At 71.7% G+C, this 16,855-nt stretch carries 2 protein-coding genes; one reads left to right on the top strand and one right to left on the bottom strand.

The genetic code is table 11. The features are described 5' to 3' along the window. Positions 1–2 precede the first annotated feature (2 nt). On the bottom strand, positions 3–1,028 hold the full coding sequence (locus tag AB0I98_RS25605; RefSeq protein WP_362945533.1) for an iron chelate uptake ABC transporter family permease subunit: 1,026 nt from the start codon (positions 1,026–1,028) through the stop codon (positions 3–5). A 186-nt stretch (positions 1,029–1,214) separates the two neighbouring features. Between AB0I98_RS25605 and AB0I98_RS25610 the strand changes: the two genes are divergently transcribed. After that, a partial coding sequence (locus AB0I98_RS25610) for an amino acid adenylation domain-containing protein (RefSeq protein ID WP_362945495.1) occupies positions 1,215–16,855 on the top strand: 15,641 nt, incomplete at its 3' end.

Here is a 16,855-nt window from a genome sequence, read left to right on the forward strand (position 1 = left end):
CCTCATGCCTCCGCGAGCTTGCGCCGTCTGACCAGGGCGATGAAGAACGGTCCGCCGATGAAGGCGACGACGATCCCGGCCTGCACCTCGGTGGGCCGGGCGATCATCCGGCCGATGATGTCCGCGGTGAGGAGCAGGCTCGGCGCGAGCACCGCGGACAGCGGCAGCAGCCAGCGGTGGTCCGGGCCGATGCCCGCCGACTGGGCCAGCGCACGGGCGACATGGGGGACGACCAGGCCGATGAAGACGACCGGCCCGATGGCCGCGACCGCCGCTCCGGTCAGCAGGGTGATCGCGGTGACGCCGCCGAGCCGGATGAGTCCGATCCGCCGTCCCAGGGAGGCCGCCACGTCCTCGCCGAGGGCCAGGCTGTTCAGGGCGGGCGCGGCGGCGAGGGCGAGTACGGCACCGACGGCCAGGAAGGGCAGGATCCGCAGCACGGTCGCCCCGTCCTGGTCGGCCATCGAGCCGGCGGTGAAGAAGCGGTAGCGGTCCAGCGCGTCCGGGTCGGTCAACGCGATCGCGCTGGTGAGGGAGTTGAGCAGCGCGGTCACCGCGACCCCGGCGAGGGCCAGCTTGACCGGAGTGAGACCCGAGCGGCCCAGCCTGCCGAGCAGGAAGACCAGGACGCTCGCCACGAGCGCACCGGCGAAGGCGAACCAGACGTACCCGTAGAACGAGCCGAGTCCCAGCACACCGACGGCCAGCACGATGGCGAAGGACGCACCCGCGGTGACCCCCAGGATTCCGGGGTCGGCCAGCGGATTACGCGTCAGGGCCTGCATCAGAGCCCCGGCCAGCCCGAGCGCCGCCCCCGCGGTGAGTCCGAGCGCGGTGCGGGGCACCCGCGCCGACCAGATGACGTTGTCCACGAACCGGCTCGGCGCGTCACCGAACAGGGCGCGCACCACCTGGTCCGGCGGAATGCTGGCGGCGCCGAGGGCGAGCGAAAGCAGACAGAGCGCGAGCAGCACCACGCCCAGCAATGCGACGAGGAGAACAGGGCGAACCCTTCTGCCCCGCGTCACCGTGCGGTCTCCAACGGGCAACTCCCTTAGGTTAGGCAGGCCTTAATCCTAGTGGCCGGTAACAGGTCGGCCCAGACAGGGGTCTTTTGGTTAGGTAATCCTTACCTTAGTATCGCCGTGGTCCTCCGGCTGAGCCGGTTCCACACTCTGGAGGCGCGGTCACCAGTGTCCGGTTTCGAAGAACGTGTGTCCGGTACCGACGACGAAACAGCGGCCGCATTCTGGCAGCGGCAACTCGATCCCCTCCCGCTGGAGACCCCCCTCCCCGCCGATTTTCCTTACCCCGCCCGGCCCGACGGGGAACGCCGAACCCTGAGCCGCGCGCTGGACGTCACGCCCGACGCGTCGACACTCCTGGCCGCCTATGTCGCCCTGCTGCACCGCTATGGAGGCGGGCACGACATCACCCTCGGGTATGAGGACCTGCCGCTCCGGATCGCCCTGGACGGCGGCACGCCCTTCGCGGAGCTCGTACGCCGCGTGAACGAGGCGGCCGAGCAGGCCCGGGCCCATCGGGTCGAACTCGCCACGTTGATCGACCGGTTGCGACCGGAGCCCACCCGGGGCGGCGGACTGTTCTTCAACACGGCATACGGCAGCATGCGCGAAGGTTCCCTCGACGTGGCGCTCGACGTCCGCGCGGGCGACGTCCTGGTGACGTACCGGCCGGATCTCTTCGAGGCCGATACCGCCCGGCGCATGGCGGATCACTACGCCAGCCTGCTCGCCGACGGCCTCGCCCGGCCGCACATCCCCGTCGGCGAACTGGCGCTCCTCAGCACCGAGGAGACCCACCGCGTCCTGCGGGAGTGGAACGACACCGACCACGACGTCCCGCCGCGCACCTGGCCGCAGATGTTCGCCGAGCAGGTCCGCACCCGTCCGGACGACATCGCGCTGGTCTTCGAGGACACCGCCCTCACCTACGCCGAACTCGATGAGCACGCGGCTCGTTTGGCCCACGCCCTCATCGCTCGCGGCGCCGGCGCCGAGCGGGTGGTGGCCCTCGCGGTGCCCCGCTCCGCCGAACTCGTCATCGCCGAAGTCGCCGTCCTGAAGTCCGGTGCCGCCTACCTGCCCGTGGACACCGACTACCCGGCCGACCGCATCGCCTACATGCTGGCCGACGCCACCCCAGTCTGCCTGGTCACCACGGCCGAGGTCGCGGCGGACATCCCGCCCTGCGACGGCATGGACGTCGTGGTCCTCGACGCGCCCGAGACCGTACGGGAGTTGGCCGAGCACCCGGCGCAGGGACCGGACCCCAGCGCGCTGTCCGTGACCAACTCCGCCTACGTGATCTACACCTCCGGCTCCACCGGCCGCCCCAAGGGCGTGGTCCTCACCCACGCGGGCGTCGCCAAGCTGGTCGCCACGCAGACCGAACGGTTCGGGATCGGTCCGCACAGCCGGGTGCTGCAGTTCGCCTCGCCCAGCTTCGACGTGGCGTTCTGGGACCTGTGCCTCGGCCTGCTGTCCGGCGGCCGGCTCGTCGTCGTACCGAGCGAGCTGCGGGTGCCCGGCGCACCGCTCGCCGACTACGCCCACGCACACGGCATCACCTTCATGATCCTCCCGCCGGCGCTGCTCGCCGCCATGCCCGAGGACGTCGAACTGCCGCCCGCCACCCTGCTCGCGGGCACTGAACGGGTCTCGCCGGAGCTGGTGGGCCGCTACGCCCGCGGCCGGATGATGTTCAACGCGTACGGCCCCACCGAGGCGACCACCAACTCCACCCTCGGCCTGTGCGACCCCGACATCCCGGCCGGGTCCATCGTGCCCATCGGCATCCCCGACCCGGGCACCCGCGCCTACGTCCTCGACGCCCGCCTGAGGCCCGTCCCGCCCGGAGTCCCCGGCGAGCTGTACCTGGGCGGCGCCGGGCTCGCCCGCGGCTACCTCGGACGGCCCGACCTGACGGCGGAACGCTTCGTCGCCGACCCGTTCGGGGCGCCGGGCGAACGCCTCTACCGCACCGGCGACCTGGTGCGCTGGAAGGCCGACGGACGCCTGGAGTTCCTCGGCCGCGCCGACTCCCAGGTCAAGATCCGCGGCTTCCGCATCGAACCCGGCGAGATCGAGTCCGTCCTGCGCGCCCATCCGACCGTGGACCAGGCCGTGGTGATGGTCCGCGAGGACCGCCCCGGCGACCGGCGGCTCGCCGCGTACGTCGTCCCCGCACTGGACGGCGCCACCGTCCCCGACACGACCGAGCAGGTACGGGAGTGGAAGGACCTCCACGAACTCCTGTACGCGGCGGCCGGATCCGAGGGCAACCAGGACCATGGAATCCGCGAGAACTTCGCGGGCTGGAACAGCATGTACGACGGACTGCCCATCCCCGTCGAGGAGATGCGCGAGTGGCGCGCGGCGACGGTCGCCCGCATCGAGGAGCTCGCACCCCGCCGGGTGCTCGAGATCGGCGTCGGCAGCGGTCTGATCCTCAGCCGTGTCGCGCCGGGCTGTGCGGAGTACTGGGGCACCGACCTCTCCGAAGAGGCCGTACGCGCCCTGCGGACCCAGGTCGAGGCCTCACCGGAACTCGCCGACCGGGTCCGCCTGAGCGCCCGGCCCGCCCATGACGTCAGCGGACTGCCCGAGGGCCACTTCGACACCGTCATCCTCAACTCCGTCGCCCAGTACTTCCCGAGCGCCGACTACCTCACGGACGTCATCCGCGCCGTCGACACGCTGCTCGCACCCGGCGGCACCCTGTTCATCGGCGACGTCCGCAACGCCCGCCTACTGCGCTGCCTGCGCACGGCCGTCGAGACGCGGCGCGCGGACAACCCGGAGGACAAGCAGGCCCTGCGGGCGGCCGTGGAGCGGTCGATCAGCTGGGAGGGTGAACTCCTCCTGGACCCCGACTACTTCGCCGCCCTCGAAGGCTTCGACGCCGAGATCCAGGTCAAACGGGGCGCCCACCACAACGAGCTGACGCGGTACCGGTACGACGTCGTGCTGCGCCGACGAGCCCAGGCTCCGGCGCAGGCCGACCTCGACGAGATCCCGTGGAGCGGGCCGGAGGCACTCGAAGCCCGGCTGGCCGAGGGCGGCGCCACCCCGCTCAGGGTCACCACCGTCCCCAACGCCCGCCTCGCCGAGGACCTGACCGCGCTGTCCGCCCTCGACGACAGCAGCCGTACCGCCGATGCTCCGGACCCCGAGGTCTTCCACACGCTAGGCGCCCGGTACGGCTACCGGACCGCCATCACCTGGAACGGCGCCGCCGACGACGGCAGCCTGGACATCGTGCTCGCCCCGGGCGACCTACCCGGCGGCACCCTGTACCGGCCGTCCGGCACCGCCCCGCACGCCAACCGCCCCGCGCCCTTCCGCGAGGTCAACTCCCTGATGAGGGCGCTGCGTTCGTACGTCGCGGAGAAGCTGCCCGAGTACATGGTCCCCGCGGCCGTCGTCCCCCTCGACCGCCTCCCGGTCACCCCCAGCGGCAAGCTCGACGCCGCCGCGCTCCCGATCCCCGACTACGGTGCGGCCAGCGCCGGCCGCCCGCCCCGGGACGCCCGCGAGGAACTCCTGTGCGCGGCCTACGCCGACGTGCTCGGCCTGCGCTCGGCCACCATCGACGACGACTTCTTCGCCCTCGGCGGCGACAGCATCACCGCCATCCAGCTCCTCGTCCACGCCCGCCGGGCCGGACTGCGGCTCAGCTCCCGCGAAGTCTTCCGGCACCGCACGGTCGCCGCACTCGCCGAGGCGGCGGAAGAGGTCGTACAGCAGAACACCGACGACCACGCCCCGCTCGTCCACCTCACCGCCGACGAACTCGCCGAACTCCAGGGCGAGTTCCCCGTCACCGTGGAGGAACTGCTGCCGCTGGGCCCGCTCCAGCAGGGCTTCTACTTCCACTCCGTCCTCGACGGCGCCGACCGTGACGCATACGTCGTCCAGCAGGCCCTCGAACTGTCGGGACCGGTGGACGGCGAGCAGCTGCGCCGGGCCGCCCAGCGCGTCCTGGACCGGCACGCCCCGCTGCGCGCCTGCTTCCGCCGGTGCGGCGACGGGCAGCCCGTGCAGATCGTCGCCGGAGGGCTGGAGCTGCCCTGGCGCGAAGTGGACCTCTCCGCCCAGGCCGCCGACGTCCGCGAACAGCTCGCCGAGGCGGTGGCCGCCGACGAGCGTGCCCGCCGCTTCGACCTCGCCCGCCCGCCCCTGATGCGCTGCGCACTCGTCCGGCTCGACGAGGACCGCAGCCGACTTCTGCTGACGTTCCATCACATCGTGGCCGACGGCTGGTCGTTGCCGGTGCTGCACCGCGAGCTGATGGCCTGCTACGGCGACACTCCGGCCGAGCTGCCGCAACCGGCGCCGTACCAGGCCTATCTGCGCCACCTGGCCGCCGCCGACCGGGACGCGGCTCGTGCGGCCTGGCGCACCGCGCTCGCCGGAGTCGAGGAGCCCACCCGGCTGGTGGAGACGCCCGCCGGCGGGGCGCCCGTCGAGCCCGCGCAGATCCGCGTCGAGCTCTCCGAGCAGGTGACGGCGCGACTGGCGGCCCGCGCCCGGGACCACGGGGTGACGCTCGGCACCGTCGTCCAGGGCGCCTGGGGCCTGCTCGTCGGACGGCTGACCGCCCGGCACGACGTGGTGTTCGGCACCACCGTCTCCGGCCGCGACGCGGAGGTCGAGGGCATCGAGTCCATGGTCGGCCTGTTCATCAACACCCTGCCGACCCGGTTCCGTTGGGACCCCGCCGACACCCTCGCCGACCTGCTCGCCCGCTTGCAGGACGAGCAGGCCCGGCTGCTGGACCACCAGCATCTCGGCCTCGCCGAACTCCAGCGCCTCGCCGGCCTTTCGGGCGCGGGCGACCTCTTCGACACCCTCGTCGTCTTCGAGAACTACCCGCACGCGAACGGCCTCGCCGACCCGAGCGGCACCCTGCGGCTCACCGGCCACGAGTTCCACGACGCCGTCCACTATCCGCTCGCCCTGATCGTCAAGCCCGGCCGCCGACTCGACCTGCGCCTCAAGTACCACGCCGGCCGACTCGACGACGTGGCCGTGCAACGGATCGCGGACCGGCTCTCCCGCATCCTGCACTCCGTGGCCACGGACCCGCGACAGTCGGCCGCCGGTCTGGAACTCCTGTCGGCCGAGGAACTCTCCGACGCCGACCTGACGGGCGAGCAGCGTCAGGTACCCGCCACGACACTCGCGGCGGCCTTCGAGGCGCAGGCGGCCCGCACCCCGCAGGCCCTCGCGGTCGTCTACGAGGGCGAGACCCTCAGCTACCGCGAACTGGACGCCCGCGCAGGTGAGTTGGCGTGTCGGCTGGCCGCGCGGGGTGCAGGGCCGGGCACGGTCGTCGCCGTCGCCGTACCGCGCTCGGCGGAGCTGATGGTCGCGCTGCTCGGCGTGCTGAAGTCCGGGGCCGCCTATCTGCCGGTCGACGTGGACTATCCGGCCGACCGGGTGGCCCACATGCTCACCGACTCCGGCGCCACGACGGTCGTCACCGTGACCGGCACCCGGCTCCCCGACGTCCCCGGCCTCGACACCCTGCTGCTCGACGGCCCGGCGGGGGGTGTTCCCGACGCTCGCCCGACTCCGGCGCAACCAGAAGTTCCCGGCCTTGAAGCGCTGCTCGACGGCCCGGCGGGGGATGTACCCGATGCCCATCCGACTCCGGCGCAACCAGAAGCCCCGGGCCTCGAATCCCTGCTGCTCGACCGCCCGGACGTGGACGTACCCGACGTCCTCCCGACCCCGGCGCACCCCGACGACCCGGCCTACCTGATCTACACCTCCGGCTCCACCGGCCGCCCCAAGGGTGTCGTCGTCAGCCACCGGGCCATCGTCAACCGGCTCGCGTGGATGCAGGGCCAGTACGGTCTGACCGCCGGCGACCGGGTGCTCCAGAAAACCCCGGCCAGCTTCGACGTCAGCGTCTGGGAGTTCTTCTGGGCGCTGTGCGAGGGCGCCACGGTGGTCCTCGCCCGCCCGGACGGACACCGAGACCCGGCCTATCTCGCCGGGCTGATCCGGGACCAGGGCATCACCACCCTGCACTTCGTGCCCTCCATGCTGGAGGCCTTCCTCCAGTCCGAGGAGATCACCGCAGACCCGGCCTGGGCCGCGTCCCTGCGGCGCGTCTTCAGCAGCGGCGAGGCCCTGCCCGGCGCCGCCGCCGCCCGCTGGCGGGAACTGACCGGCGTGCCGCTGCACAACCTGTACGGCCCCACCGAGGCCGCGGTCGACGTCACGTACCACGCGTACGACGGCGCCCCCGGCACCACCGTGCCCATCGGCCGCCCGGTGTGGAACACGGGCCTGCGTGTCCTCGACTCCTGCCTGCACCCGGTGCCCGACGGAGTGCCGGGCGAGCTGTACCTGACGGGCGTCCAACTCGCCCGCGGCTACCACGCCAGGCCCGGCCTGACCGCCGAGCGTTTCGTGGCCGATCCGTACGGCGAGCCCGGGACGCGCATGTACCGCACCGGCGACCTCGTGCGCCGCCGCGCCGACGGCGTGATCGAGTACCTGGGCCGTACCGACCGCCAGGTCAAGATCCGCGGCAACCGCATCGAACTCGGCGAGATCGAGGCCGCGTTGGCCCGTCACCCCGCCGTCGCCCAGTCCGCGGTCACCGTCACCGGCGGCGCGCTCGTCGCCTACGTCGTCCCGCCCCGGGATGCCCAGCCGCTACCCGGCGACCTCCAGGCCGCCCTCTCCGCCGAACTTCCCGCCCCCATGGTGCCCGGCGCCTACGTCGTCCTCGACGCCCTCCCGCTCACCCCCAGCGGCAAGCTCGACCGAACCGCGCTGCCCGCCCCACAGGCGATACGGGCGGAGGCACGCCCTCCGCGCAACGCGAACGAACGTGTGCTCACCGAGATCTTCGCCGCCGTGCTGAAGCTCGACGAGGTCGGCATCGACGACGACTTCTTCATGCTGGGTGGCGACAGCATCACCTCCATCGGCGTCTCCAGCCGCGCCCGCCGGGCGGGCCTGGACCTGGGCCCGCGGGACGTCTTCGAACACCGCACGCCCGCCGCCCTCGCCGCGGCGGCCACACCGGTCGCCGCCGCGCGGGAGCTGCGCTCGTCCTTCGCCCTCACCACCGAGGAGACCGAGCGCGTCCACCGGCTCAGCCCCTACCCGGTTGAGGACATCTGGCCGCTGGCCCCGCTCCAGGAAGGCCTGTTCTTCCACTCCACGTTCGACGACAGCGTCCTCGACGTCTACACCGTCCACGAATCCTTCGACCTCGCCACACCCCTGGACACCGAGCGGCTGCGCACCGCCGTACGCGTGCTGCTGGAGCGCAACCCCAGCCTGCGCGCCGGATTCACCAGCGAAGGACTGCGCCAGCCGGTGCAGTTCATCGTGCGCGATCCCCAGATCCCGCTCGAAGAGATCGACCTGTCCGGGATCACCGCCGCCGAACAGGACGTACGGCTGCGGGAGTTGACGGACGCCGAGCGCACCCGCCGGTTCGACCTGACCCGGCCCCTGCTGTTCAGGATGCTGCTCGTCCGCCTCGGTGTCGAGCGCGGCGACCGGCTGATCGTCGGCCGCCACCTCCTGCTGTGGGACGGCTGGTCCGCCTGGCTCTTCCTCGACCAGCTCTTCGCCCTGTACGAGTCCGCAGGGGACGCGAGCGACCTGCCAGCCCCCGGTTCTTACCGGGACTACCTGACCTGGCTGGAGGTCCAGGACACCGCCGTCGCCACCGAGGCCTGGCGGACCGCCCTCGCCGGACTCGACGAACCCACCCTGCTCGCCGCCACCGACCAGGGCCTCGCACCCGACATCCCGGAGAGCCTGGACGCCTCGCTCCCTGATGCGGTGGGCGAGCGGCTGCGTGAGATCGGCCGGCGGCACGGGCTGACCCTCAACACCGTCCTCAACGCCGCCTGGGGCCTGACCCTGGCGAGCGCCACCGGACGTACCGACGTGGTCTTCGGCACCACTGTCGCGGGCCGGCCGAGCGAGGTTCCGGAGATCGAGAACGTCATCGGCATGTTCCTCAACACCGTCCCCGCCCGGATCGCCTACGACCCCGCCGAACCGGTGCTCGGGCTGCTGCGCCGCATCCAGGACGAGCGGCTGGACGTGATGCCGTACGAGTACCTCGGCCTGGGCGTGCTGCAGGCCGAGACCGGGCACCGGCGGCTGTTCGACACGCTCTTCGTGCTGCGCAACAGCGACACCGAGGAACGGCTCGCCGAGCTGAGCGACCGGCACGGCGCCACGGCCGTCGCCAATGTCGACGCCACCCACTATCCCGTCAACCTCGTGGTCACCCCGGGCCGCTCCATCCAGGTCACCCTGACCCACCGGGCCGACGTCGTGGCCCGCCCCCAGGCCCAGACCCTGCTCGACCGCTTCACCCTGCTCCTGGACCGGCTCACCCAGGACCTCGATGCCGCGGTTGGCGGGCTCGACCCCCTCCTGCCCGCGGAACACCGGGAGTTGGAGCGCGAGCGAGCCGAGGGCCGGGTACCCGACCCCGAGGACACCATCGCCGACCTGCTGGCGGACCAGGCCGCGGCCACCCCCGACGTCACGGCCGTCGTCTTCGGCGACCAGACGCTGACGTATGCCGAACTCGACACCCGCATCAACCGCATGGCCCATCTGCTGCTCGCCCGCGGCGCCGGACCCGAGCGGATCGTCGCCCTCGGCCTGCCCCGCTCCATCGACATGGTCGTCGCGCTCTTCGCGGTGCTGCGCACGGGCGCCGCGTACCTGCCGCTGGAGCTGGACTACCCGGACGACCGGCTCACCGCGATGCTCGACGACGCCCGCCCGGCCATGCTGCTGTCGAACGCCGAGGTGTCCGCCCGCCTGATGTCCTCCGACACTCCGCGGGTCCTGCTGGACGACCCGGCGATCGCCGCCGAACTGGCCGCCTGCCCAGGCGACTTGGTCCGCCGGACCTTCAGCCTGGAACACCCGGCGTACGTCATCTACACCTCCGGCTCGACCGGCCGCCCCAAGGGCGTCGTCACGCCCTACCGCGGGCTGACCAACATGCAGCTCAATCACCAGCGGGAGATCTTCGAACCGGCCATCGCCTCGGCGGGCGGACGGCGGCTGCGCATCGCCCACACCGTGTCCTTCGCCTTCGACATGTCGTGGGAGGAACTGCTCTGGCTGGTCGAGGGACATGAGGTGCACATCTGCGACGAGGAGCTGCGGCGCGACGCCGAGGCCCTGGTCGCGTACTGCGAGACGCATCGGGTCGACGTCGTGAACGTCACCCCGACCTACGCCCATCTCCTCATCGAGCAGGGCCTGCTGGAGGGACACCGCCCGCCGCTCGTCCTGCTCGGCGGCGAGGCCGTCTCGGAGACCGTGTGGAACCGGCTCCGCGACACGGAGGGAACGTACGGCTACAACCTCTACGGGCCCACCGAGTACACCATCAACACGCTCGGCGGCGGCACCCTCGACAGCGCCACCCCCACCGTCGGCCGACCGATCCGCGGCACCCGCGCCCACATCCTGGACGCCTGGCTGCGCCCGGTGCCCGAAGGAGTCCCCGGCGAGCTGTACATCGCCGGTATCGGCCTGGCCCGCGGCTATCTCGACCGGCCCGCGCTGACCGCGGAGCGGTTCGTCGCCGACCCGTTCGGCGAACCCGGTGAGCGCATGTACCGCACCGGAGACCTGGTGCGCCGCCGCCCCGACGGCAACCTCGACTTCCTCGGCCGCACCGACGACCAGGTGAAGATCCGCGGCTACCGCGTCGAACTCGGCGAGATCGAGACCGCCCTCGCCCGGCACCCGCACGTCGCCCACGCCGCCGTACTCGTCCGCGACGAACGGCTCGTCGGCTATGTGGTCCCGGCCCGGCTCACCGGCGACGACCGGGACGCCGCCGAGCGCGACCAGGTCGGCGAGTGGCAGGAGATCTACTCCGACGAGTACGAGGAGATCAGCACCGCCGTCTTCACCGAGGACTACGCCGGCTGGGACTCCTCGTACGACGGCCGGCCCATCCGCTTCGAGGAGATGCACGAGTGGCGTGAGGCCACCGTCGCGCGGATCCGCTCGCTGCGCCCCCGTCGCATCCTGGAGATCGGCGTCGGCTCCGGCCTGCTCCTGTCCAGGCTGGCCCCCGAGGCGGCGGCCTACTGGGCCACCGACTTCGCCGCCCCCGTCATCCGCAAGATCGGCGAAGAGCTGCGCCAGGACCCGGAACTGGCCAGCAAGGTCACCCTCCGCGCCCAGCCCGCCGACGACTTCACCGGCCTGCCCGACGACGGCTACTTCGACACGATCGTCATCAACTCCGTCATCCAGTACTTCCCGAGCATCGACTACCTGACCTCGGTGATCCAGGGCGCCATGCGCCTCCTGGCACCCGGCGGCGCGCTGTTCGTCGGTGACGTCCGCAACCTGCGGCTCGCCCGCACCTTCCAGACGGAGATCCAGCGGGCCAAGGGGGTCCCCGAGGACGGCCTGGAACGGGCCGTCGAGCGCGGCCTGCGCCTGGAGAAGGAACTCCTCGTCGACCCCGACTACTTCAGCACCCTCGGCCACGGCGTCGACCTGCGCACCAAGCGCGCCCGCCACCACAACGAACTCACCCGCCACCGCTACGACGCCGTCCTGTACGCCGGTGACCCGGACCTGCCGCTGCACGACATCCCGTGGGTCGAGTACAGCGCCGCCCTCGACCTGGCCGACCTGGCCCGCACGACCGAACCCCTGCGCCTCACCGGCATCCCCGACGCCCGCGTGGGGGTCGCAGGGGGAGTGGACCCGGAGACGCTGCACGACCTCGGCGCCTGCGTACTGACCACCTGGTCCCGCGAACCCGGCACGTACGACGCCGTGTTCCTTCCCCGGGCCGAGTGGGCACCTGGCATCACCGCCGGGCTGTACCGGCCGGGCGGCGGGACCGCCCCGTACGCCAACGAGCCGACCGCCGCGCGCGGCGCCAACAGCCTGATCCGGCGGCTGCGCGACGACCTCAAGCAGCAACTCCCCGACTACATGGTCCCGGCCGCGTTCGTCACCCTCGACCGGCTGCCCATGAACGACAACGGCAAGCTGGACGTACGTGCCCTGCCGGACGCCGAACCGGCCGTGGCGCTCGGCACCGGCCGCGGACCGCGCACCCCGCAGGAGGAGGTGCTCTGCCGGCTCTTCGCCGAGGTGCTGGGGCTTCCCGAAGTCGGCGCCGAGGACGGCTTCTTCGACTTGGGCGGCCACTCCCTGCTGGCCACCCGGCTGATCAGCCGGGCCCGCACCGAGCTGGGCGCCGAACTGGCCATCCGCGACCTCTTCGAGGCACCCACCGCCGAACTGCTCGCGCTCCGCGCGGACGGCGGACGCCCCGCCCGACCGGCCGTCGCCCCGGCGGCCCGCCCCGAGCGCATCCCGCTGTCCGCCGCCCAGCGCAGGCTGTGGCTCGTCGAGCGGATCACCGGCAGCGGTGTCGCCTACAACTTCCCCCTGGTCTTCCAGCTCCACGGCGACCTCGACCTCGACGCCCTCCGAGCCGCTGTACGGGACGTGGCGGGCCGCCACGAGGCCCTGCGCACCGTGTTCCCCGAGCACGCGGGCGAGCCGTACCAGCTGATCGTCCCGGCCGCCGACGCCGAACCGGCGTTCTCCGTGACCGACTGCACCGAGAACGAACTGCCCGCCCTGGTCGAGACGGCCCAGCGCCGCCCCTTCGACCTCGGCCGGGAACTGCCCCTGCGCTGCGAGGTGTTGAGGCTCGGCCCGGCCGACCATGTGGTGGCCGTCGTCCTCCACCACATCACCACCGACGAGTGGTCCGACCGCCCGTTCCTCGCCGACCTCACCACCGCATACCAGGCACGGCGGCAGGGCCAGGCGCCGTCATGGGAGCCGCTGCCGGTCCAGTACGCCGACTACACCCTGTGGCAGCAGGACCTGCTCGACCGGATCGGTGAGACCCAACTCGCCCACTGGACCGACACCCTGCGCGGCCTGCCCGAAGAACTGCATCTGCCGCTCGACCGGCCCCGCCCGGACGAGCCCACCGGGCGCGACGGCAAGGTCCGGCTGGAGCTGCCCGCCGACATGGACCGGGCGCTGCGCGAACTGTCCGCCGCGACCGGCACCAGCATGTTCATGCTCTTCCAGGCGGCCACCGCCGCCCTGCTGCACCGTCTCGGCGCCGGCGACGACATCCCACTCGGAGCGCCGATCGCGGGCCGCACGGACGACGCGCTGAACGACCTCGTCGGGTTCTTCGTCAACACGCTCGTGCTGCGCACGGACCTGTCCGGCGAGCCGACCTTCCGTCAACTCATCAGTCAGGTACGCGAGTCGGCACTGGAGGCGTTCGAGTACCAGGATCTCCCCTTCGACCAGGTCGTCGAGGCCGTGAACCCGCCCCGGACGGCCGGGCGCAACCCGCTCTTCCAGGTCATGCTCGGCTACCACTACCGCCCCGACGGCGACCCCGACGTGCTCGGCATGCCGACCAACTGGTTCGACATGGACACCGGCATGGCCAAGTTCGACCTCCACTTCACCTTCGTCGACGAGCCGGACCGCCTGACGCTGCTTCTGGAGTACGCGGCCGACCTGTGCGACGAGGGAACAGCGGAGCAATTGGCGGGGCGTCTGGTGCGGTTGCTGGAGCAGGTGGCGGCCGATCCGGATGTGCCGGTGCGGGATGTGGAGCTGTTGGAGGCGTCGGAGCGGCGGTCGGTCGTGGAGGTGTGGAACGACACCGCGCATGAGGTGGAGGCGAGCAGCCTTCCCGAGTTGTTCCGGGCTCAGGTGGCTCGTACGCCGGATGCGGTGGCGCTTGTCTTCGGTGAGCAGCGGCTGACGTATGCGGAGTTGGATGTGCGGGTCGAGCGCACTGCTCGTGTGCTGGCGGGGATGGGGGCGGGGCCGGAGCGCACGGTGGCGGTCGCGTTGCCGCGATCGGTAGAGCTGGTCGTCGCGTTGCTGGCTGTGCAGCGTGCGGGGGCCGCCTATCTGCCGCTGGATGCGCATTATCCGCAGGAGCGGCTGGAGTTCATGCTGGCGGATGCTCGTCCGGTGTGTGTGGTGCGGGAGGGGTTGCCGGAGGGGGCGGAGGGTGAACTGCCGTCTTCCTACGATCCGTTGAGCCCGGCCTACGTCATCTACACCTCGGGTTCGACCGGTCGCCCCAAGGGCGTCGTCGTCCCGCATGCCGGGATCGTGAACCGTCTGCTGTGGATGCAGGGTGAGTACGGGCTGACGGGCGACGACCGGGTGTTGCAGAAGACCCCGTCCAGCTTCGACGTCTCGGTGTGGGAGTTCTTCTGGCCTTTGATCACCGGTGCCAGGCTGGTGGTCGCCAAGCCCGAAGGCCACAAGGACCCGGCCTACCTGGCCGAGTTGATCCAGGAACAGGGCATCACGACCGTGCACTTCGTGCCGTCGATGCTCCAGATGTTCCTGGAGGAGCCCATTGCCGTGGCCTGCACCGGGCTGCGCCGGGTGCTGTGCAGCGGGGAGGCGCTTCCAGCGGCGGTCGTAGATCGGTTCCGTGCTCTACTGCCGGCTGAACTGCACAACCTGTACGGGCCGACGGAGGCGTCCGTCGATGTCACCGCCGTCGAGGTGACGGACCGTGTCTCGATCGGCCGTCCGGTGTGGAACACCAGGGTCTACGTCCTCGACGTGGCCCTGCGCCCTGTTCCGCCCGGGGTGGCGGGCGAACTGTACTTGGCGGGCGTGCAGTTGGCGCGCGGCTATCTGGACCGGCCGGGGCTGACCGCCGAGCGGTTCACGGCGGATCCGTTCGGTGTACCGGGCTCTCGCATGTACCGCACCGGAGACCTGGCCCGCTGGAATCCCGACGGCACGCTCGAATACCTCGGCCGTACCGACGACCAGGTCAAGATCCGCGGCTTCCGCGTCGAACTCGGCGAGATCGCCGACGTGTTGATGCGTCACGACGGCCTCGCCCATGCCGCTGTCGTCGCGCACGACCAACGGCTCGTGGCGTACGTCGTACCCGCCGCCGGACACACCCCCGACAGCGGTGAACTGCGGCGGCACACGGCCGCCACGCTGCCCGATCACATGGTCCCCGCGGCCTTCGTCACCCTGGACGCGCTGCCGCTCACTCCGAACGGCAAGCTGGACCGCCGGGCCCTGCCCACTCCCGACTTCACGACCGGAACGAGCGATGGCCGGCCGCGCACCCCGCACGAGGAGATCCTCTGTGGGCTGTTCGCGGACGTGTTGGGCCTCGAACGGGTCGGTGTCGACGACGACTTCTTCATGCTCGGCGGTCACTCGCTCCTCGCCATGAGGCTGGTCAGCCGGGTCCGCACCGCGCTGGGCGTCGAACTGACGGTCCGTACGGTCTTCGAGGCGTCCACACCGGCCCGGCTCGGCGAGCGCGTGGCGGGTTCCGCGGGACGAGTCATGGCGCGACCGGCACTCGCTCAGCTCGACCGGCCGGAGCCGCTGCCCCTGTCCTTCGCCCAGCAACGGCTCTGGCTGCTGCACCGGATCGAGGGCCCCGGTGCCACGTACAACATCCCGGCGGCCTGGCGGCTGACCGGTGATCTCGACCGCGATGCCCTCGTCGCCGCCGTCCAGGATCTCGCCGTCCGCCACGAGAGCCTGCGCACGGTCTTCCCGGAACACGAGGGAGTCGCCCACCAACTCGTCCTGGACGCTGCCGAGGTCGCGGTTCCGGTGCACCACGAGCAGGTGTCCGAGGCCGACCTCCCCGACCGACTGGCCGAGGCCGCCGGGCGTGGCTTCGAGATCGACCGCGAACTCCCGCTCCGCGTCCACGTCTTCGAGCTGACGCGGCAGGATTACGTCCTGCTCCTGGTCCTGCACCACATCGCCGGCGACGAGTGGTCGGACGGCCCGCTGTGGCGGGACCTTGCCATCGCCTACCGGGCCCGCAGCGAGGGCCGTGAGCCGGAGTGGGCGCCGCTGCCGGTGCAGTACGCCGACTACACCCTGTGGCACCACCGGCTGCTCGGCGACGACACCGACCCCGGCAGCCTCCAGGCGGGCCAAATCGCCTACTGGAAGCAGGCGTTGGCCGGACTTCCCGAGGAGCTGACGCTCCCGACCGACCGGCCGCGCCCACAAGAGGGCAGCCACGAGGGCGGAGCCGTCGGACTGAACCTCGACGGTGAGCTGGAGCGGGCCCTGCGCGGCCTCGCGCACCGGCGTGGCGTCAGCATGTTCATGCTCTTCCAGGCGGCCACCGCCGCTCTGCTGCACCGTCTCGGCGCGGGCGACGACATCCCGCTCGGCGCACCCATCTCGGGCCGCGCCGACGAACGCCTGGAAGACCTGGTCGGCTTCTTCGTCAACTCACTGGTCCTGCGCACCGACCTCTCCGGCACACCCACCTTCGCCGACCTGCTCGACCGGGTACGCGACACCGACCTGGCCGCCTATGAACACCAGGACCTGCCGTTCGAACGGCTCGTGGAGGCCATCAACCCGGCCCGCTCACTGGCCAGGCACCCGCTCTTCCAAGTCATGGTCGTCTACCTCGGCGACCCCGGCACCACCCCCGACTTCCCGGGCCTGTCCGCACGCCGCGAACCGCTCCGGCAGGAGAGCGCCAAGTTCGACCTGAGCTTCGACTTCGTCGAGCAGCCGGACGGGTCCGGTATCCAGGGCTGGATCGAGTACAGCTCCGACCTCTTCGACCACGAAACCGTCGAGCTGCTGGCGGGGCGTCTGGTGCGGTTGCTGGAGCAGGTGGCGGCCGATCCGGATGTGCCGGTGCGGGATGTGGAGATGTTGGAGGCGTCCGAGCGGCGGTCGGTCGTGGAGGTGTGGAACGACACCGCGCATGAGGTGGAGGCGAGCAGCCTTCCCGAGTTGTTCCGGGCTCAGGTGGCTCGTAC

Source organism: Streptomyces sp. NPDC050211 (assembly GCF_040656035.1).
Lineage (GTDB): Bacteria > Actinomycetota > Actinomycetes > Streptomycetales > Streptomycetaceae > Streptomyces.